The organism is Lentzea kentuckyensis, from assembly GCF_002150765.1.
Classification (GTDB): Bacteria; Actinomycetota; Actinomycetes; order Mycobacteriales; family Pseudonocardiaceae; genus Lentzea; species Lentzea kentuckyensis.
This window is the reverse complement of record NZ_MUYM01000006.1, coordinates 117,548-138,069: the sequence shown is the minus strand read 5'-3', so window position 1 is coordinate 138,069 and position 20,522 is coordinate 117,548. Positions and strand designations below refer to the sequence as shown.

The following is a 20,522-nucleotide window of genomic DNA, read 5'->3' as shown; positions in this document are numbered from 1 at the left end:
GATGGCGGCATCGCTGCCGGTCGGCCAGCCCACGGTCGCTTTCCAAGGCCGCATCTTCGCCCAGGTACACACAGCGACCCAGGTGGGAGACGACGTCATAGTATTCGAGCTGGCTGTTCGACCTCCTGGCGTACGAGTGATCGTCGTGAATAGGCCCGAACGGCTGGTCTACCTCACCCGCGAGATGCGCTCAGAAGCCAACGGCTGGGACTGGCGTGTGCCAGGAGGCAAGGTCTACAACGAGATCGAGCCTTATCTACCGCTCTTCCTGCAACACACCGACAGTACTCGCGCAGACGTGCTGACCGAGAAAGTGTTGGCGTCTGCCGTTGAGGAAGCGGGTCAAGAGCTCGGTGCCACGCTAACCAACTCCGTCCTTCTGGGACGCTCAGCCTGCGGTGCCACTGTCCATTGGGACCTCTACTACGTGCTCGCCGATCTTGAGAGCTTGCAGGACACCAACAATCCCGAGGCCGGCGAAATGATCGAAGTCCGCCCTGTGCGCTGGGAGAATGCCCTCGACCTCATTGACAATGGCGAGATTCGGGAAGAGCGTTCGGCGATGTGGCTGCGCCGAACGCTTGCGAGGCTCATGAGGGAGGTGAGCAGTGGCTAAGGATCGCGCATTGATCAGCGAGGTGGTCAGTCACCTCGACAAATGCTCGACAGCAGACCAAAGGCTAGGCCTGGCCACTCGAGCGCTATACCGGCTCGGCGTCCACTCCGCCTACACCGACCTCAGTTCCTCACCCTTCGAATCAGGGCGTTGTATGAAGGCAACGAAGATTTCGCTGTCGTTCATGGGACACACCGCTTCAAAGTGGCGCGAACACGGCGAGTTCGAAGCATTCCTGCAGCGCATGACCACCACTCACGGCCAGGTCAGATTTCTGCTGTCCGAGGACGTCTCGGTGCAGGTCACTGAGGAGCTGCGCCACTTCGAACAAAGGTACAACTGCTTCAAAGCGCGTATATACTTTTCCCGCCCGATGTTCCGACTCGTCATCCAAGACGAACAGGTCATTGCGCTACAACACTACGAGGGCCTGGGGGTGGTCCCCGTTGGCGACCGCAACGGCGCGCCACTCATGACGCTCACCGCTCGAGGTGAGGACTCCCTGTTCCGTACACTAGTGGTCCACTTCGAAGAGCTGTGGACGGAAGCCAGGCCGGTGAGAGAACTGTGAGCAAGGTGCAGCTAGAGAGGGTGCTGACCGAGCTGACGAGCGTAGGTTGTGGACGGAAACTGTCGCCTCGGGTCCTCAAGGACCTGCTCCACGACAGCGACGTCGACGGAACGCTGGTCGAGCACGTCGGCGAAGACTGCGGAGTGACCGGATCCGGCCGAGCCCGATCCCTGCACACGGTCGACATCGTGCTGCCCATGGGGCTAGAACCTGCTACCTGGGGCCAGATAGTTGCCCTGCACTGCCTTTCGGACATCTATGCGGCCGGCGGCACCCCGGAGGTGGCGGTCGGCATCCTCCAGCTCAGTCAGGAGTGGATCCGCAACGGGTGGCATGTAACCGCGTATCGCGCCGCGGTCTCACGGCTGCGCGACTGTGGCGTGAACGTGGTCGGCGGCCATTCCATGCGCAATCAGGTCACCAGTATGGGGTTCTCGATCACCGGTAGAAGCCGCTTCCGACACCTCCGTGCCCGCAAGCACGCTCGAGCGGGTGACGTTCTGGTGTTGACCAAACCGATCGGCAGTGGTCTTATCCTCGGCGCCAGGGAGTTCGACCGTGCCTCTGTTGGCGACGGCGAACTGGACGAGGTTATCCAGTCCATGCTCGTCTCCAACGCTGTTGCCAGCGAGATAGCGCGCCAGAGTCGCGTCCGAGCATCAACGGACGTCACTGGCTTCGGTCTACTCGGTACATGCTTGGAGATCGCGGACGCGGCCACTGTCAGGGTGTCACTAGAACTCTCCGAGATTCCGGTCTTCACCGGCGTTGAACAGGCCCTGAAGATCGGTGCCATCTCGCCGCTTGCGGAGTCAGTCATGATCGACTCCGAGGCGCATGTCTCGTGGGACCAGATCCCGGTGGAGAGTCGGCTGACTCTCTGCGATCCCCAGGTCAGCGGAGGCCTCCTTCTGGCAATGCCAGAGGACGTCGCGATGAAGTACGTGTCGGCCATGCGCTCGCGAGGGTATGGCAGCTGGCTGATCGGCAGCCTCGGCCCCAGATTCGAACACGACAAGCAGAAGGTGATCGTCTCCGCCGGAGGATCGTAAGCGCTCGTCTGACTGGAGTTGCGGTTGATCGGGATTCCACGCGCCCCGCCCGCAGTTGCTGGCCGCTGGGCATGTGCAGGATCCGCTGCGTGGCGAGCTGGGACATCGACCCTGGGCGCCGCGGTGTCTGTTCGTATGGGCGGTCCTTCATACTCAACGGATTTAAGACGCGGTGTCACATCTATCGCGATCAGTGCGGACACGTCGACGTGTTTGAACTGCGGCCACCACTGTCGGCCGTTGCCTGGCCAGGTGGAGATCGTGGTGTCGAGACCGCCGTCATGGCTGGCCGCGACGATCTCCACCTTAAGCACCATAAGCCGCGGCTCACCGACTCGACGGAGCTTTCGTGAGCAACGCCGCCACGTCGGCGTTGCCCAGGTAGGCGTTCATCCGGTGGAATTCCCATTCCCCGATTACCACGTCGAGATCCTCCTCCACGCCCGCGAAGTGGCCTTTCAGCCCACCCCGCGGAATCGCCACGATGTCACCGACGTCCGCGACGTTCACCCAGCGGCGCACCCGTGGCGGCGCGCCACCGGTCGCGGGGTCGAGCCGCGGCTTGATCACCGACGGCATGGCCAGCGGGCTGCCCACCGTCACCAGCAGCTCCACGTCGTGGTCTTGGTGCGCCCACAGCGTTTCATACGCGACGACGCTGCCGAGGGAGTGGGCGACGATCACTGTCGGCCGCGTTCTCGCGATCGCGTCCGCTACCGCCCGGCGCGCGGCCGACCTGCGCGGTGAGTCCGGTTTGGACAGATAAGTGTGCACCTCGCGGCAGAACGCGATCACGAACGGCCGTGCGGTGGCACCGAACTTCTTCGTCATCCAGTCCGCGGCCTGGCGAGCCCGTGCGGTGCGCGGTCCCTGCGGGACGCTCTCCCCCGACATCAGCAGCTCGGTCCAGTCGATCAGCAGTTGCTGTGCGTCCGGTTCCAGCGCGGCAGGATCGTCCTGCGGTCCTTGAACCGTGCCTCGGTGCAGGTGCTGCGCGTAGTAAGCGACGTCGATCTCGAACCCGTGCCGGCCGAGCGCCTCGGTCCACTGGCCGGCCAGCAGAGCAGCCGCGCCTTCCGCGGATCCGGTTTTCTTGAAGTACCGGTAATTGCCGATACCGTGCACACCGAGGATCACGATTTGCCCTCTCCAAACGCGTCGAAGTGTTCGAACGCCAGCAGTTCGCCGCCCACCAGCACCATCAGCTGCTTCCCTTGCACCAGGCGGATGTCCCGCACCGGTCCCCCGACCGACAACATGTCCCGCAACTCTCGTGCTTCGAGATCCCAGACCAGGACCGTGCCGTCCATGCCACCAGAGACGGCGAGCGGACGACCACCGACGTACGCGCACCGCACGACGCGGCACAAGGGGTGAGCCCCCAGCTTCTCGGCCGGCCGAGCGTATGACCGCAGCTCTTTCACCCAAAGGGCATCGTCACTACACCCCACCTCGACCAACCCGATGCCGAGCGCGATGCACGCCGGTGGCGCGGCTGCATCGACGCGGTCGGTGGCCCACGCTGACACAGGTACTTCGACTACGTGGCCGAAGTAGGGGTGCAACAGCTGGTAACCGTTCCCCGTGGACAGCAAGATCCCGTCCTGTCCACCTATGTCGGTGACGGCCAGTTTCAGAGCGGGCGACTGGAGCACGAGACCGCTGCGCATATGCCCCGTGGCGACCGCGACCTGTGCCAGCGCACCATCGCTCAGCGCGACGGCGAGTTCGCCATCCGCCTCCATGAACGTCGTGACGCGCGGGACTTCGGGAGGGCCTTCGCCTGGTGCAGGCAAGGCGATCGCGCCGACGGAGGTGTCGAGATAGTTGAAGCCGTACGCGAACCCGTCGCGGTCCACCGCGGCGCCTCGGCGGCTGTCTTGGCTGAGCGCGACGTGTGCGATCGACCGATCGGAGACCTTGATCGTGCTCAGTCGTGTGCCGTCGAATCTGAAGATGGACACGCTGCCGCCCTCGCAACCCACAGCGATCTGCTCGCCCTTGGGCGCGAACGCGACGGCTGTGGCCGAGCTGTCCAGCATTTCGCCATCCCTCATCCACTTTCGTCCGCTGCTGAGGTCGCATGTGCCGAACCACCCGTCCTGGCCGCCCGCCGCGAGGTGCTGACCGTTCCTGCTGACCGCGAACGCGGTGACACGACGTTTCCCCGGCAGCTGCATCCGCCATGCCTGCGGACCTTCGACCCGGATCAGGCCGTCGTCCTCGTCCGGGCAGAACGCGACCACACCCGACTCGCTCTCTGCCAGCGCCCAGGCCTGCCGCCGAAACCCAGTGGAGCGGATGACCTGCGTGGTTCCCTTATCCAGGTTGCGCCGGACGATCTCACCGTCGGCATCGACGCACACGTACTCCCACTCGCCCGTCCGGATCGCCGCGATGACCTCGCGCGCATCGGGATATCGCACCCTGCTGTCGGACTTCATATCGAGCAGAAAGATCGGCGTGCCGACCACGATGGCGGAATCGTATGATGACAACAGCACCTGGCTGCCCTTCGCCTCCTCGACGTCGGAGGGCTGCGGCCGGAGCTGCGGCTGTCGACGCCACGGCCACCTCCAGCGGACCACGTCGCCCGTCCCGGCCGCCACGATCGCCTCGCCGTCGTCCGAGATCCCGATCGCACGGTAGCCAGGGGCGGCCTTGTCGCCGTCGGCCTGCCCGAGCGACCCAAGGGACCAACGCGGCTGCCAGGTCAGCGGCTCGCGGCCGAGGATGTTCGCCGCTCGCCTGGCCAACACGGTGTTTCCGGCTCTGACCGCGGCGAGCGCGAGTTCGGCCGGGTCGGTGGCCGTGGTAGCCAGTGGTGACTCTGGGTGCAGCACGAAGCCCGGATCGGACTCGACGTCCGCCACCCGGTCGGCGTCCGTGGCGTGGGCGAGGACGTACCGCAGAAGGTAGGGCTCCGCGGCGTTCCAGTCGCGGTGCTCCGGCGGCCCCAACGAAGACAACATCGCGTCCAGCACAGCGCCGAGCCGTTCCGGCGCCGGCTCGGCCAGGGTGTCGGCCAGACCCTGGTGGAACAACCGGTAGACGTTGCTGCGATCGGAATCCATCGACTGCCGCAGATAAAACCGGGCGGCGTTGAGCACCGACCGGATCTGGCCGGTCGTGGGCCGGGCCCCGTCAGCCGCGTAGACGGTGGCGACCCTGGCCAGCACCGAGACCGGCATCCCGGCGCCGCGCGCGTGCGCCAGTGCGGTCAGCACCGGCCGCAGCCAGTACTCCTCGTGGTTGAGCTTCAGGTCGAGTTCGAGCACACCGCGTAGGTCCGAGGGCACTTCCTGGCCCCGTTGCGCGGCGATCCCGGCGTCGGTGACAACGCCGTCCGCGTGTGCGGCGATGAAGTGCCGCGTGTAGAGCCCGGCTACCAGGAATGGCCCCCACCTGCGCTTGCCGTCGGCGTCCGGTCTGGCGAGCACACTCGCGACCGCGTGGGCGAACGCACCGACGACGGCGCCCTGGACCCGGTACTCCGTCTTAGTCCGGAGCAGTCCCTGCACGTAGTGGAGAAGGTTGTCCTCCAACACGAATTGATCGACGTCGTCCAGGTCGACCAGCGCGGCGCGGTCGAGCAACGGGACGAAGTCGTCGTAGCGGCGCACCCCGACCAGGAGCCGCACCGGCTTGCCCGGCCGGTCTGCCGAGACCAGCGGCAGCAGCAGCTCGTTCATCAGCGCGACCGGATCGTCCGCCTCGTCCAGCGCGTCCACGACGAGCACCGGCTGCGCCGACCGGCCCCGCAGCGCGGTGACCAGGTCGGCGATCGAGCAGTTCTCCGGCAGGTTGAGCTGGCGGGCGACCGACGCCACGACCGTGGCGACACCACGCTGGCGCGCGTGCACGGCCGCCAGGTGATCCACTGGCAGCGGCCACTGCGCGACGTGCTCCCAGATCGGCCGGGTGACCTCGCGCAACTGCAGATGCGCCGCGCAGACCAGCACTCCGAGCAACGCCGACTTGCCCGCTCCCGGGCTCCCCGTCACCACGCAGAGCGGTTCGGCACCCACGCCGTTCAACCACGGCGATACCTTGCGCAGTTCACGGTCCCGTCCGGTGAAGCAGCCCACCAGGCCGGAGTTCGCGTCAGTCAACCGGCCCAGTCCCGTCGCCCGTTCCAGGAAGTGCCTGGCGTCCAGCCCCTCGTCGAGATCATCGAGGAACGGCAGCAGACCGGGATCGACCGAGGCTCGAAGCCTCGGCTTCGAAGCCGGGTTGTAGGCGGGGTTGAGGAAGAAGGGTGGTTCGACGTCAGAGCTGATGTCGACCAGGCTCGCCATCACCTCCTGCGGAAACGCGTCCGCCTCAGTGGTCAGCCGGTTGACCTCCTGCCGCACTGCGCGGGCGAAGGTGCGCAGCGGCACGTATCTCATGCTCGGATCGATGTCCAGCTCGCCGGCCCTCAATGCCTCCAGCACGGAGATCACGGCTTGGGTGAACCGCCCGTCGTAGGCCGCCTGGGTCTCCCCGCATGCGGCGATCACCCAGCCACGCAATGGTTTCTCCAGCAACGTCTGCCACGGCAGTCGCGCCAGGGTGCCGGCACCGCACAGGTCCAGCAGGAACAACGTCGTCGGACGGTCCTCGGCCTGTTGCATCGTCAGCCAGTGCGCGACGCTCGCGTCGGCGTGCGGCACGCCATCGCTGCCCAGCGCGAAAACCGTGGCGCCGCCGTCCGCGCGGTGGCCGTGCGAGATGATGTGCACGACGGCGATGTCAGTGGAGGGGCCGGCGAGAGCGCCGGACACCGCGGTCGCGAGTTCCGCACCGGCAAGGCGTTCCGGAGCGACGACGCGTGCCTCATATTCCAAGCCGGAGAGCGCGGAACCCAGGCGTCCGGACAGGCCGCGAGCAAATTCCAGCTGCTCATGACCCTCGATCGAACTCACTCCGACCGACAGCGCGCGTCGTAACTCCACGAACCACTCCTCCCTTTGCGTGAGGATCGTCGGAATTCGGCCGCAGGCGTTACGAAGGCCGACGGCTTCGCCACTGGGAATGAAGGCGTTCTGGCCTATCTCGCAGCGATGTCACCATGATCAGTCTCAGTCAACGCGTCACAAGTTTCCGGCAGGCACAACGGCAGGACTCCGCCTCCCCGTTCCACGGCGTCGAGCTGCAGCTGGACGCGGCTGGAGCGATCGCGTGCAGCATGCGCGGTGCGCGCACTCGCTTCAGCTTGCCGCTACGTGGCCCACTACAACCACCACCGATCCCACCAAGCCCAGCAACTCGCGCCACCACGACCGGACCGACCGATCGCAGAGCCAAGCTGCACCTCGATACGCCGCCGGCCAGTCCTTGGCGGCCTGATCAACGAGTACGAACCCGCAGCAGCCTAACCCGCAGGTCAGACCACGTGGCCGACTTTTGAAACCCCACAGGGCCCCAACGACCTGATCACCGCCAAGAGCCTGTTCCGCGACATCACCGAAGGCTGGACCGACGACATGCACCGGTATAACTGACGCTCCTCTCGCATGTACACATCTTCAATTCCAAAAGGGATAGTCTGCGAGGGACGACTATCCGGAACCTGCACAACAGCGCAAGGACTGGTCTAGCCGCTCGGTTGCGACTCTTACCGCAGGCGGCCCGAGCCTGGCACGGCGCCATCGTCGTGCGGCCAGATCATCGCCCCAAAGTCAGATCGATACTGTTCCACCGTGCCAAGACCTCCCCGACAGCGGAAGCGACGGCCGAGACCCGACCTCGGCACCCGCGGCTACCTCTGCCTGCTGCAGTTCAGCAACGGGGTCATCAAAGCCGGCAAGACAACCGACGTCGTGGCCCGCCAAGCCGAGCACGAGAAAGAAGCCTCTCGCTACGACATCTCAGTCGTCAACCGCTGGAGCTCGTCGTCGCGTTGGCATCGGCTCGGAAGCAGCGTCAGCTGCCGGCGCCGGATCCGCGGTGGGCGTATGAGCCCGAAATGGACGGTTGGCTTCACTGAACTTGAACCGTCACGGATTTGAGACCGCTTCCGTTCTTGAGGAAGATGGTCGTCATCATGTCGAAGCGTTACCCGCCCGAGGTTCGTGAGAAGACCGTACGCTTGGCCCCTGAGCGTCTCGACGAGTTCGAGTCTCCGTATGCCGCCGCCAGGGCGATCGGCCCGATGGTCGATGTGCACTACGAGACGTTGCGGGTGTGGATCAAGAAGGCCCCTTGCGGAGGGCGTCCGGCCTGCCGCGCAGGCTTCGCAGGCACTGCCGCCGGCCGAGCGTGAGGAGTTGCTGCGGCTGCGGAAGGAAGTCCGGGATCTCAAGCAGGCCAACGAGATCCTGAAGCTGGCCTCGGCTTTTTTCGCGCGGGAACTCGACCCGCGGCACCACTGATCGTCGGTTTCGTCGACGAGTACCGCGAGGTCTACGGCGTCGAGTCGATCTGTGATGTGCTCACCGAGCACGGAATCCAGAGATGAAGGCATCGTGCACGTGGTGCTGCGAGTCGAGCGCGTCACTCCTCGATGAGGCCAGCACCTCGAGCGTAAGAGATGAATATCCGCACGGTGCCTCTCAAGCGCACGAGCGCGCGTGACTCTTGAGTATCTTCGCTCGGCGGAAGGGCGTTACGACAGCCAATTCCATTGCCAGGCAAAGAAATTCCGGATCGTGTGGAAGCTACTCCCACTCCTTGTCACACCGCGGTCGGTGGAGCCGTACCGATTCGACGAAGGTCGTCAACGAGGAAGGACTGCGATGATCGAGCTGACTATCCCGGCGGTGACAGGGCCTCTGCCGGAGCCATACCGGCTGGTGAAGCTGGCTGACACGGTTGTGCTCGTCCGCGGTGAGATCGCCATGGCCGAGCAGCGCAAAGAGGCGATGACCGCACTCGCGACGACGCTCGTCGCCGGAGGGCAGACCGCAACGGTCACCGCTCGCGAGTCAGGTGGCGTTCGAGTGGACGATCTCCATCGGGGTTAGCGCGGAGTCCGGGACGGCATGACCTCGATCAGACCGATGGAACGCGCACGCACCTGCGATCAAGCGGTGGCTGACAATCGCAGTCGACGGCGTTCTCCGCAATTGCGCCCGTTCGCCAGCTCATCGAATACAGATGATCAGTCTGCCGCGCAGTCGCGAGCTCGCGCTGGAAACGCTCGGGCGAGCGCTGCGGTCCGGCTGGAGACCTGGAGTCGCCGGAAGATGTTCTCCAGGTGCTTGCGGACGGCGCTCTCAGCCAGGTGGAGGTGCCTGGCGATCTGCGTGTTGCTGAGACCGGCGTCGACCAGCCGAAGCAGCTCCCATTGACGATTGGTGAGCCCTGGTTTGTCCATTCGACGGTCAAGAACCTTCAGGTGCGCGGAACGCAGGTGTGGGCGCAACAGTGTGAGCAGGCCCCTGTCGCATTCGGTGAAGTCCGGATCCCCACGACCGCGGTAGGCGATCAATCGCAGTTGGCGACCTGGTCCGTCCGGCAGACACACACGTATCGCGTGGTCGACGTCCGGCGGTCCATAGTAGTCGACGTAGATGGGTGTACAGCGAAACTCACGCAGCGTGTGGAAGTCAGTGGTCTTGGTGACCCCGCACCAATCACCGGTGCGCTCCGGGTAGGAACAGCTGGCCGAGTACCGATAGTGCGCCCAGTAGATGGCCGTGTCCGATGGTTTGTCCGGTCCACCGAGGTTCTGCCGGAGGTAGTGCTTGCGTTGGTCCACGTCAATCCCGTTGAACGCGATCCCAGTACAGGGAATGAGTGTCTTGAGCGCATCCAGCGTGGACCACGGCAACCCGTCTCCGTCGTCCCCCAGATCTGGGGCGTTGACGACTCGGAGCATCACGTGGAGTTCGCGTTCGCTGATAGCAACTGGAGTTGCCATGAAGGTTGCCTCCACGGGCGGGATCAACCTGTCACGACAGCCTAACCCGCGCCGCTGCCGCCCAACATCCGCGAAAACTCGTATGGCCACGGCAGGTCACAAAGGCAACGCTGGGTGTCGGCACCTGCGCGTCGATCGCGCACCATCGCGCCCTAGGAGGAGAAATGTCGGTCATCACAAAGATCGAACTACGACTAGTGACCGGAGACAGGCCGGATGCGGGAACGGACGGGGATGTCTTCCTGGGGCTTGCCGGACGGGAGTACAACGTCGACTCGCAGGGGGATGTCGACGACTTCGAGCGAAAGTCGGACCGCTGGTACATCTTCGGCGAGGGGGCGACAGTCCTGCGCCCCGCGGAGAACGATCCACGTATGCCCGTGGCCGACCGACTCCGCAGACATCAGCCGGGCTCCGAGATACATCCGCTTCGAGCCCGGCCCCGGCGGCGACTGGAACCTGGAGCGCGTCGAGGTCCTGGTGACCTACTCGGACGGTTCCGTCCATCTCGACCGACTCGGAGGCAGTGCTCATCTGTGGCTCGGGGAACGACGTGGCAAGTTCCTGTACCTCTAGCATCTGCCGGCGATCATGATGTTCACGATTCTCGGGTAGGGATTGCCTCTGGCAGTGGAGTTGTTGGCTCGGGTCTGGTGTTCCGTGCGCCAGCGTGAACAGCATATGAAGTGTGAGCCTGGCGCGTTACCGGACTACGTTAATCTTCCTGAACGGTACCTGCCGGGGTTGTGTCACGAGGCTGGGCTCCACCGTTCTGCAGCGCCCATTTGGTATCGCTGGGATACGGCTATACCAGGCCACAGCTCGACGAATCGTGACCGAAAGCGTGCCGAACGTCCGCTCGTGCCGCCGTGCGTCATGCCTGGCCTCAGAAGAGACAGAGCTGATGAGCCTTGGGAGCACGGAGTGGGAGCAGATTGGGAGCAACTCCGCACGTTGAACATGCCGGAACGGTCCTCAATGGACCTGAACGGATGCGCGCCGACGACCTGCGAGAGTCTTGTTTCGCAGGTCAGCGCGGTATGGGCGACATAGTTCACACCGAAGAGGTCACTGGTTCGATCCCAGTATCGCCCACAGTTTGTTTTACCAGTTCAGACGGCCTGTCGATGGATTCCATCGACAGGCCGTTTGCGTTGCGTAGGGCGGAACTGCCCTGCCAACCTCAGGTCTGCGGACAGCGAATCCGCAGCTCAGCGACTTTTCGCCCATCCAGCCCGTGATCTATTCGCCACTACCGAAGAGGTCACTAGGTTCGTTCTCGACATCATCGACACGACTGAAGCCTCTGACCTGCGCAGACCGAAGATCTCTCGGCGCTCATCGCTCCTTGCTCTCGGTACCCCGGTAGTAAAAGTGGTAGCAAACCCGTCGCGTTGCACGTCACATCAGCCTCGTAGACGAGGGCAGCTTGAGCAGACCAATCACTGTCTTGCAGCGTCGCGTTCAAGGTCCTGAATATGTACGGAGTGGGCCAGCTCCACCTGAGGTCCCACTGGCCCGCACGGCATGGACGTCGTACAGGTGCCGCACAGTCCGATTGAGGTTGCAGAGAAGGCCTCCAGACAACGCGCGACACAACCATCAGCCCGAAGACCTCCGACTAGCGTCGCAACTCTCGAGCCGAGGCTCTTCGACGCCTCAGGAGACAACGAGGCTAGGCGTTTTCTGTCCGGTGCGCAAGATCGCGGACATTGGTGGCCTCTTCTTTGTGGCTGAGTTCTACTTGAGCCCTCGCGTCCACTGGGCGACTTTCTTCTTTACGGCGCGTGGCTGATGAAGATCTCTGTGCTCATTGCCGCCCTCGTGCGATCACCGCTGCAGTAGCTTTGATCGCACGGCGTCGGCAGGATGTTGCACCACCGGTATTTGACCTTTAATTTGATTCCGCCGGAATGGTTGCCCACACGAGCACTAGAAAAGGCCGAAGCCAGCGCAGCCTCCTGCGAGCCAAAGGCACAAGCAAGGCGGCGAGCATCGCCCTATCCTCCATCACAGGCACTGATCACCGATTTGTCGTTGCAAAACCGCGAGTCGAGGTTGCAGCGCGAGGATCTCGACGTTCTTCTCACGGTCGGTCATGCGCAACAGCCACAACGCAGTGAAAGCATGAGAGACTGCGAGATAGCGAAGCGGACCAGCACGGCCACGATCATGCCGGACGAAGACCGGCAACACCTCGATGTCTACTGAACTGCACGGACGCACTTTCGGCACGTACAAGGATTCGCGGCTCGCTCTGAGGGAGAACGTCGCCACCGCGGACCTGACCCGGCTTACCGCCGAGGACTTCCATCTGGCGTGAGCTCTCCCAGGGTGCTCTCGCTGCAGGGAGGGCGCCCATTCGATTGCCGCGCCGAGTGGAATGCCCTCAGCCGATCGTGGGATGGTCAGTTCAAGAGCGGTAAACATCCTCCTCAAACAACTACCGTCGGCTGTCATGGTTCAACCGTCGGAGAGTTCGACCTACAATGTGTTGCGCGGCGCCGCCACGTCCGTCGTGCAGGCCGGTTCCATCTACACGCAAATGCACTCCGCACCGTTGCCGATCCCGCGCGAACTTCCTTGCGACGTACGTGGGTTCACCGGTCGCACCGACCACCTGGACCGCCTCAACGGACTGTTGAAGGCGGATGGCCGAGCGCTAGTGATCTCCGCGATCGCAGGCACCGCGGGTGTGGGCAAGACAGCCCTCGCGGTGCATTGGGCGCACAGCGTGCGCGAGCAATTCCCGGACGGCCAGCTGTACACGAACCTGCGCGGCTACGACCCCGTCGATCCTCCGGCGGAACCAGGGTTGGTGTTGGAGGGTTTTCTGCGCACGCTCAACGTGCCTGCCTCCCAGATTCCCAGCGACCTTGAAGCGCGCCAGCGACTGTACCGCTCTCTGCTGGACGGCAAGCGGGTCCTGATAGTTCTGGACAACGCCGCAACCGCTGACCAGGTACGCCCATTGCTGCCCGGCAGCGACACGTGTCTGGTTGTGGTGACGAGTCGCAGTGCGTTGGCAAGCCTGGTGGCTCACGAAGGCGCTCACCGCGTGACGATCGACGTTCTGCCACCAGCCGAAGCGATAAACCTGCTCACCGCCACACTGGGAGACGAGCTGCCATCCGCGACGCTGGAAACCCTGGCGGAGCTGTGCGTGCGGCTGCCCCTCGCGTTGCGGATCATCGCGGAACGGGTGGCCGCGTCCAGCACACCGATAGCGCAACTCGTCGCCGAACTGGCGAGTGAGCAGTCGCGGTTGGAGGCATTGTCTCCAGACGACGACACCAACACCGTGCGCGCGGTCTTCTCTTCGTCCTACCGCGCGTTGGCGCCTGATGATGCGAGGGCATTCCGGCTGCTCGGCCTGCATCCCGGACCGGACATCAGCGAAGCCGCTGCTGACGCACTGACCGGCGGCTTGGCTCGTCGGTCGTTGCGAAGGCTGGTGAACGCACATCTGTTGGAGGCGCATGGCACTCGTTATCGGTTTCACGACCTGCTGCGGCTCTACGCCGCTGAACGCGCTAACGTCGACGAAGCGCCATCTGCGCAACAAGAAGCGCTGAAGCGGCTGTCAGCCTGGTACGTCCACACAGTCGCTAATTCTCAGCGCATCGTCGATCCTCACTACCGCCGCATCGAACCAGATCCGTTGCCACCCGGTGTCACCCCGCTGACCTTCTCCACCAAGGACGATGTCAACACGTGGTTCAACCAGGAGCACACCAATCTCGTCGCGGTCACCCGCTGTGCTGGTGAGCGGAAGCTTGACGTCCAAGCCTGGCAGCTGCCCGCATTGCTGACGCGGCACTACATGAAGGGCCAGCGGTGGCAAGAGTGGGAGCCGACGACCACCGTCGGCCTCGAAGCGGTCCGGCGCGTCGGCAACCTATGTGGTGAGGCAGAGATTCTCAACAGCTTGGGGATCCTGCACGTACAGCTCTTGGAGTTCGAAGATTCACACGCTTGCCACGAGCGTGCACTGAACCTCAGACGCCTGCAGGGCGATCGGCAAGGCGAGAGTGTCACGCTCAACAACATCTGCTTTCCGCACAAGCAAGCCGGCCGACTCGAGAGTGCCTACGAGTGCCTACGACGATCTCTGATGATCACGCAGGAGATCGGCTACACAGGTTGGCAGCGCACCGTCCTGCTCAACCTGGCACACACCTGCGGTGAGCTTGGTAGATGGCAAGAGGCACTCGACTGGTGCGATGAAGCGTCTGCGCTCCCTCCCGACCAGGTTGATGCCGAGGACGAGGCCGAGCTCATAGCCAGGGGCGAGACCTACCGAGGTCTGGGACGCACCCAGGAAGCCATCCGATGCCACGAAAAGGCCTGGAACATGGTCCTTGGCCGAGGTATGCCGATGACTGAGGTCTTCGTGCTGAACTACCTCGGCCGCGCCTACCGTGACGCCGGTCGAGTGCACGAAGCGATCGAGATTCACCAGCAGACTGTCGCCACCTGCAAGGAGCACAACGCAAAGCGGTTCCTCGCGATCAGCTTGCAGGATCTCGCGGACGCCGAGGACCGCCTTGGCGGGTGACCTCACCGGCTCGCCACCAGCTGCTTCGCTAACTCCAGCTGATGGCACACCTGAGGTCGACGAAGGGAACCGATCATGCAGCAGCACCAGGGAGACCAGAGAGGTGTCGACGACGCATAAACCGAGCGGAGCAATCTGCTTCTGCGGTTGGGGAACAATCTCGGCGCCGACTCCGACGCCGCGCTCATGGCGCGTTTGAGCCTCGCGCACGCTCATCAGCTGGCGGGCGACCTCGCCGCAGCAACACTCACATCCAGCTCGTCTTGCAGCTGTGCGAGAACAGCTCGGATGCCCGGACGGCGATCGCTACGACAGCTCGGGAAATGCTTCGAGCGCAAGCAAGCCAGGCCGGCGGAGCACGACGCTTTCGTCTGCGCGTGAATGACGAGTCGTCGCCGACGACATCGCGCCCGCCACCGACCGACCAGCGCGCGGATGTCAGCCGCCTGCTGGACGAGCTGCCCGCCGGCTTCGCCTTCAGCTTCGGCAGGTTCGCACTCGTCGGCGATGAGCAGCATGTCGGTGGATTCTCGCCGGACGGGACGTATCCCGCGGCCGGTACCCAACACGTTCAGGGGTGAAGTCCGGCGAAGACCGCGGGGTCAGAGCGATCGCGTACCTGCCGGTAGCGAAGGACAGGTACCTCATCAGCGAATCCCGCGTGCGCGACTTCGGCTTCCAGGGGATCAGCCCCTATGACCTGGCAGAGGGGATCTGCGTCGTTGACCTCGCCAACGCTGCCGCCGACTGGCTCGCGGGCAAGCCCGTCGCGAGGAACAGCGCCGCCATGTGCAAGAAGGCCGAGGAGATCCAGCGACTGATCGACGACGGCCAGATCGTCGGCTCGGGTACCGGGACCAAAGCATCGAAGGCTCAGAGGAGTTCTCCATCAGCCTGACCCGCCGCGAAGGGTGATCCGCTCTACCGCGGACCCGACAATCGCGTTCGACCAGCCTCACCCGCTAGGAAAGCAAAGATCTTTCGACATCACGGATTGACAGGCTCACGAACCGTCCCAGAAGGACTACGGGTCCACGTGCAGGCACGAATCGACGTACCACCTGAGCAAAGCGCAACGAGCAACCCGTAAGGTCGGCAATGTTCTTTGACGCCGAAAGATCACACGGCTGATCGGCGTCACAACCAGGCGATCGACGAACGAACATCTCGATCGCTTGCCGAGCCAGGAGGCCTCCGCGGTGAGACCAGAGGAAGAGCTGCTCAGCATGATCGCGTCAGAACGACGCCTGGTCGCCACTCATCCTGGTTGGCAGTCCGGGCCGAATCGCATCCTCGCGCTTCTGCAGATGGCCACCCGAAGGCGGCAATCTCAGCCTGACTACCTGGGCCACCCTCTGCCTTGGGAGACGGTGCTCGGTCTCCTCGTCACCTGGCACCACGAGTTCCCCACCGCATCAGGAGCGATTGATCACGAAGACGCGACAGAGCTCGTTGAAGCGGCGATCCGGCTCTCACACGTGGTCAACTTGGAGTTGGCCAGTCGTATCGGCGCATACCACGTCCGCAAGCGCGGCAAGGGCTTCGTTCTCACGCACAGGTGGAATCCCGCCATCGAGGTCGCCGACGCGGTCCTCGAGCAAGAGGCCGCACCCAAGTTGTCTTCGCGCCTCACTGAAGCGGAGAGCGCCTGGATCGCCACGAAGGCCGGCGAATCACGCAGCTTGCCGCCGCTGGAGGTCCTTCAAGCCTCAGCCGCCCGCGCCCGAGACTCGATCACGATCCTGCGCGAGCACCAACCAGAGGGGGCATTGCCTGAGTCCTTCTCGCTCGGCGATCAACTCACGGTCGGCCACGCCATCGACCTTCTCGCCGCCCTGATGGGGTTCGCGGATCTCTGCACAGCCACCGCAAATATCCTGCAACGCACCGAAACCACGCTCGTGACCATGTCGACCACGACGTTGTCGAACCTGCTCACGAAACTGGCACCCGAATGCACGAGCGCGCATGTCGACAACCTCCTAGAACGACTGACGTTCAAGAACGGACGGTTGCCCCACTACTCTCCTCTTGTCCGGGTGGGAGACGACTCGCTCATCATCTGCCCGCCGCTCATCGGTATCCGCCTCGTCGACCCGCTCGTGCTGCGCTCAGCCGGCTACGACCCGAACCGGTTCGGGCCCATCGGAAAGTCGCTTGGAGACCTCGCGACGAGGTGGACCACCTGGCTGAAAAAGATCCCCGGTGCTCTCGTAGCCGAACGGATCAAGGTCACGTACCCCAACGGTCGTCAGGCAGGCGACCTCGACGTGCTGGCGATCGACCCCACCACCAAGACTGCCATCTGTCTGGAGATCAAGTGGCCGGTGGATGCCTGGGCGCTCACGGAGGTCGTCAAGGTCGAAGAGTGGGCGGAGAAGGCCGCCCTGCAGATCGCACGCGTCCGCGCGGGGCTCGCCTCCGGCGAAACCACCGCCAAGCTACCGGCACGTTGGCCCGACCTCAGCGACTTCACCTGGACCTGGGCAGTCGGCATCCCCAGGCAACTATGCCTGCGACCACTACCCGAACCAGACATTGAGGTCACCTCACTCCGCTACCTCCTGGCGTTGGGCGAGCCGACAAACCTCGAAGCGATCGCAAACGCTCTCGCCAAGCGCGACTTGCCAATCGCCGGCGAGCATTTCACCGTCGATCGCCTGACCCTCCCCTTGCAACGAGGGACGATCCATCTGGACGTGCTCATCATGGACCCGGCCAAGCCATGGATCCCCTTCCAGCAGCAGACCCCCTGAGAGCCTAAGCCGGCCGCAACTTGTCCCTACACAACATCCTCAAACTCGCCACGGGTCTGGGCATCGACCCGGCCGAACTTGTCCGCGGGCTGATCGCAGCCGCCGAGGACAGCCCGCAGGAATGACATCTCCACCAGGGTCGGCCGGTCGAACAAGCCGCGGTGAACCGCGGCTCTAGCCTGTCCCGGTGACTGTTGCTGTGGCTTCGTTGATCATCTCCGCATTGGCGTTACTCGTTGGTGGCGCCTCGTTGGCCTGGAACGTGCTCAACTGCCTACTCACCGGGCAGCGCGCGAAGTTGAGCGTCACACCGATGAAGCTGCTGGCGACCGGTGGCGGGGTCGGGATGGAGCCGGTTGTGCAGATCACCGTTGCTGCCACCGGACGTGTGCCGGTCGAGGTCATCGGTTGGAGTGTCGCCTTCCCCGATGATCATCACCTGCATTCAGCAACAGTCAGGGCGCAGTACGGCAACCTTGCCTCAGTACACCTCGGTGATGATCTGCCGAAGGTGATCGAGGAAGGCCGCAGCGGCACCTTTTGCGTCCCCATCGTGGCCATCAAGAAAGCCGCCGAACACCACGGTCTCGACCTGACTAAAGGACACGTGCAGGTCTACTTCGGAGCCCGTAAGACCTTGCGCGACCGCAAGAGCATCGCTGAGCGGCTCGGCAGCAAGGCCATCAGTAGCAAGTAGCAGTCCTTACCCTAGGACTGGTGGCAAGCCGCGCCCTGTCGCCTACGCGCTCCAGGCTTTGAAGCTCTCCGACAGTGCGTCGAGGGTGTCGGTGACGTGGGTGTTGACGGTGTTGTAGGAGGAGATCGTTGTTGCCTCTACCAGGCCGTAGGCCGGCGCGTTGGGTGCCAGGTTGGCCAGGTGGGACGGGATGCCGTAGTGCATGCACCGGTTGCGCAGGCCCCTGACGTCGTCACTGATCAAGTAGCGCGAATCGGCGGCATCCAACACCGCCTGGATTCCCATGATCCCGCGGCGCCCTGCCAGGGCGGGGTAACGCTGCAGGATCTCGGTGAGCGCGCGAAGCGCGTGGACTGTGGTGACGAAGCGGGCACGAAAAACCGGGCCGACGAATGTATCAGCCGACGGGGCGAACACGACGAGGCTGGTGTTGACCGATGACTCGATCACAGTCAGGATGTCTTTGAGCGCATCAGGAAACTCTGGCTCGAACCGCTGCGCGTAGTACTGACGTGCGGTCGTATTGCGCGGGCGGGGAACCTGCCCCGCGGGCAGCGGCACAGCAACCTCGGCAGGCAATCCAATGCCCAGCGCCATCGTGATCGATGGTAGAGCGGTCCCCATGTCGTAGCCCAAGTCGTACGTGCGGCTGCCCTGCCCGGTGGCGCGGGAGGCGATCTCGTGCTCGGTGAAGACTCCCTGAAAGTCCGCGACCCGCGAGGTCGTGAAGACATGCCCATCGCGGGTCACGACAGCGAATTTGCTCCGCCCCAAAGGGCATCATCGTGGGTCTGGGCGATGCGTTCGAAGTCGTCAACCACCCCGTCATACAGCTTGTGGGTGTCATCGAGCAGCTTGACGGTGTGACGCGCTGCCTCAATCTCGCGCCCGTGGCGCAGACGCACCATGGCCGCGGCCGCAGGGGCCTTGCGCGTCACATACTGATAACCCTCGTGCACGATCCGGGCGCAGTGGGGCGCGATCACCAACCCCATCAGTCCTTGCCACACCTCATCGGCCTGGGTGCTCGACGCCAACGAGTACAGCCACGACGCGTCCTCGAAGATCATCCGCCGATCCAAGGCAGACCAATCATGCTTGGGGCCTCGCGTCTTGCCTTTGCCCTTGCCGCCCTTGGTCCTGTTGCGCCCCATACGTGACTCCTAGCTACCCGATCTGCCGCAAACGGCGCCGCTCCACGTCGCAGCAAACCGCAGGTGTGGCTCTCGCAGCTTCACGCTGATGTTCCGTGCTGGCAAGCGGATTAGCTTAGCGGGCCCTGGCCTGATAGGGCTTTTGTCCGTCCCAGTCGATGGGGGCCAGTCCGTCTTGGACTCGGACGTCGTTGACGACGGTGCGGTAACGGCCAAGTACGCCGGTGAGCACGGTTTCCCATGGTGGAGGATTGAAGATTTCCCGCACGGCCTGCAGTGCGCGTAGCAGCTGCGTGGTCGCAAACGGCACCGGCGGCACAGGTTGCCGTGATTCGGGCAAGGCACCACCGCCGGGTAGCTCGGTGTAGCAGATGGCTGATTCGTAGGTGGGATGGCAGCGGGCCGTCTCGGCGAGGTAGCCGGGCAGCTCGTGGACCTCGCCGTAAGCCTTGAGGCGGTGCAGGAAGTGCATCAGGCTGTCGTTGCCACCGTCCCGCGTATCGGCGTTGATCTCATCGATGTCGCGACGGACCTGGTCCAAGTCAACCGACGTCCAGCCTGCTTCCGACACCGCTTCGTGACGCTTGCCGGAGTTGCGGGCGTGGCTGCGGGCGATGGTGTCGATGATCGAATCGCCTTCGGCGGCCAGCCACCGCAGCGCCAAGGTGTGCTCGAGGATTGAGCGGCGGATCGGGGCGGCTTCCTCGATGTAGCCGGCCTCATCCAGGATCAGGATGGATTCGATACCGCGGTGGCAGCGCAGATACCAGCCGTGCGCTAGGTATGCCACCTGCTGGTAGCCCTCGCGCACTGGTGGACGGCCCCCGGCAAGCGTGTCCAGGTACAACGGCAGCATCTGCTTCAGCAACGGCGTGAACCCTGCCCGCGCATCATCGACGACCACACTAACCTCCGAGGATCCAGCGTCCGCGCGGCACGCGCAGGAATTGCGGGGAGCGTCTGCGGGATGCCAACTGGTCTGTCAGCAGCGCCTGATCACCGTGCACCAGCGGAAGGTCAACCCTACAACCGTCGCCATGATGATAGTCAGGACCCGTACGACAACGCCTGACCCTGAAATAGGGGAATGTCGTGCACTTGCCATCAGACGTCACTCCAAAGCATTTTTTCCCTGAAACCTGCAAGCGAAAACCTTCAGGTTTGAACCAGACGCGACCGGGCCAGGCTCGCCAAACAGAAAGTTTGCCAGAAATGTCGCTTATCAGAGCCCAGGCGGAATAGCACGCGAACCGCCTGACAGGTCATGTTCCT

The 20,522-nt window shown here is 63.9% G+C and carries 16 protein-coding genes; 9 read left to right on the top strand and 7 right to left on the bottom strand.

Annotation, left to right across the window (positions count from 1 at the left end):
- Nucleotide 1: 1 nt before the first annotated feature.
- Genes B0F77_RS04910 through selD form a run of 3 tightly spaced genes read left to right on the top strand, consistent with a single transcriptional unit; the run spans nucleotide 2 to nucleotide 2,239 of the window.
- Nucleotides 2–616, top strand: a complete 615-nt coding sequence (locus B0F77_RS04910) for an NUDIX hydrolase (RefSeq protein WP_086661567.1) — start codon at nucleotides 2–4, stop codon at nucleotides 614–616.
- 10 nt (nucleotides 617–626) lie between these two features.
- Entirely contained in the window at nucleotides 627–1,187 is a 561-nt protein-coding gene (locus tag B0F77_RS04905; protein WP_143466572.1) for a hypothetical protein, read from the top strand.
- Entirely contained in the window at nucleotides 1,184–2,239 is a 1,056-nt protein-coding gene (selD, locus tag B0F77_RS04900) for a selenide, water dikinase SelD (RefSeq protein WP_158102603.1), read from the top strand. The genes B0F77_RS04905 and selD overlap by 4 nt, the downstream gene beginning before the upstream one ends.
- 327 nt (nucleotides 2,240–2,566) lie before the next feature.
- Here selD and B0F77_RS04895 read toward each other — a convergent pair whose 3' ends face one another.
- Nucleotides 2,567–3,376, bottom strand: a complete 810-nt coding sequence (locus tag B0F77_RS04895) for a hypothetical protein (protein ID WP_086661564.1) — start codon at nucleotides 3,374–3,376, stop codon at nucleotides 2,567–2,569.
- Entirely contained in the window at nucleotides 3,373–7,176 is a 3,804-nt protein-coding gene (locus B0F77_RS04890; protein ID WP_143466571.1) for an NACHT and WD repeat domain-containing protein, read from the bottom strand. Before B0F77_RS04890 ends, B0F77_RS04895 begins: the two co-directional genes overlap by 4 nt.
- A 1,782-nt stretch (nucleotides 7,177–8,958) precedes the next feature.
- Here B0F77_RS04890 and B0F77_RS04875 point away from each other — a divergent pair.
- Complete coding sequence (locus B0F77_RS04875) at nucleotides 8,959–9,186, top strand: hypothetical protein (RefSeq protein ID WP_086661560.1); 228 nt, start codon at nucleotides 8,959–8,961, stop codon at nucleotides 9,184–9,186.
- A gap of 137 nt (nucleotides 9,187–9,323) precedes the next feature.
- Here the strand turns inward: B0F77_RS04875 and B0F77_RS04870 are convergent, their stop codons facing one another.
- Nucleotides 9,324–10,100, bottom strand: coding sequence for a helix-turn-helix transcriptional regulator (locus tag B0F77_RS04870; protein ID WP_086661559.1), 777 nt, complete (start codon nucleotides 10,098–10,100; stop codon nucleotides 9,324–9,326).
- Between the two features lie 1,995 nt (nucleotides 10,101–12,095).
- Nucleotides 12,096–12,362, bottom strand: coding sequence for a hypothetical protein (locus B0F77_RS46945; protein WP_143466569.1), 267 nt, complete (start codon nucleotides 12,360–12,362; stop codon nucleotides 12,096–12,098).
- Between the two features lie 181 nt (nucleotides 12,363–12,543).
- Between B0F77_RS46945 and B0F77_RS04860 the strand changes: the two genes are divergently transcribed.
- From B0F77_RS04860 to B0F77_RS04840, 5 genes are all read left to right on the top strand, one after another.
- Nucleotides 12,544–14,643: a tetratricopeptide repeat protein gene (locus B0F77_RS04860; RefSeq protein WP_158102602.1), complete on the top strand. Its 2,100-nt coding sequence runs from the start codon at nucleotides 12,544–12,546 to the stop codon at nucleotides 14,641–14,643.
- Between the two features lie 377 nt (nucleotides 14,644–15,020).
- Complete coding sequence (locus B0F77_RS04855; protein ID WP_086661556.1) at nucleotides 15,021–15,224, top strand: hypothetical protein; 204 nt, start codon at nucleotides 15,021–15,023, stop codon at nucleotides 15,222–15,224.
- 80 nt (nucleotides 15,225–15,304) lie between these two features.
- Nucleotides 15,305–15,541: a hypothetical protein gene (locus B0F77_RS04850; protein ID WP_143466568.1), complete on the top strand. Its 237-nt coding sequence runs from the start codon at nucleotides 15,305–15,307 to the stop codon at nucleotides 15,539–15,541.
- Nucleotides 15,542–15,869: 328 nt separating this feature from the next.
- Entirely contained in the window at nucleotides 15,870–17,399 is a 1,530-nt protein-coding gene (locus B0F77_RS04845) for a hypothetical protein (RefSeq protein ID WP_143466567.1), read from the top strand.
- A gap of 187 nt (nucleotides 17,400–17,586) precedes the next feature.
- Entirely contained in the window at nucleotides 17,587–18,096 is a 510-nt protein-coding gene (locus B0F77_RS04840) for a hypothetical protein (protein WP_143466566.1), read from the top strand.
- 42 nt (nucleotides 18,097–18,138) lie between these two features.
- Here B0F77_RS04840 and B0F77_RS04835 read toward each other — a convergent pair whose 3' ends face one another.
- The 3 genes from B0F77_RS04835 to B0F77_RS04825 all read right to left on the bottom strand — a co-directional run bounded on the left by B0F77_RS04835 (nucleotide 18,139) and on the right by B0F77_RS04825 (nucleotide 20,154).
- Nucleotides 18,139–18,846: a hypothetical protein gene (locus B0F77_RS04835; RefSeq protein ID WP_086661552.1), complete on the bottom strand. Its 708-nt coding sequence runs from the start codon at nucleotides 18,844–18,846 to the stop codon at nucleotides 18,139–18,141.
- A complete protein-coding gene (locus B0F77_RS04830; protein WP_143466565.1) occupies nucleotides 18,843–19,250 on the bottom strand; it encodes a hypothetical protein in 408 nt (135 codons plus the stop codon). The genes B0F77_RS04835 and B0F77_RS04830 overlap by 4 nt, the downstream gene beginning before the upstream one ends.
- A gap of 115 nt (nucleotides 19,251–19,365) precedes the next feature.
- Entirely contained in the window at nucleotides 19,366–20,154 is a 789-nt protein-coding gene (locus B0F77_RS04825; RefSeq protein ID WP_086661550.1) for a DUF5677 domain-containing protein, read from the bottom strand.
- Nucleotides 20,155–20,522 lie beyond the last annotated feature (368 nt).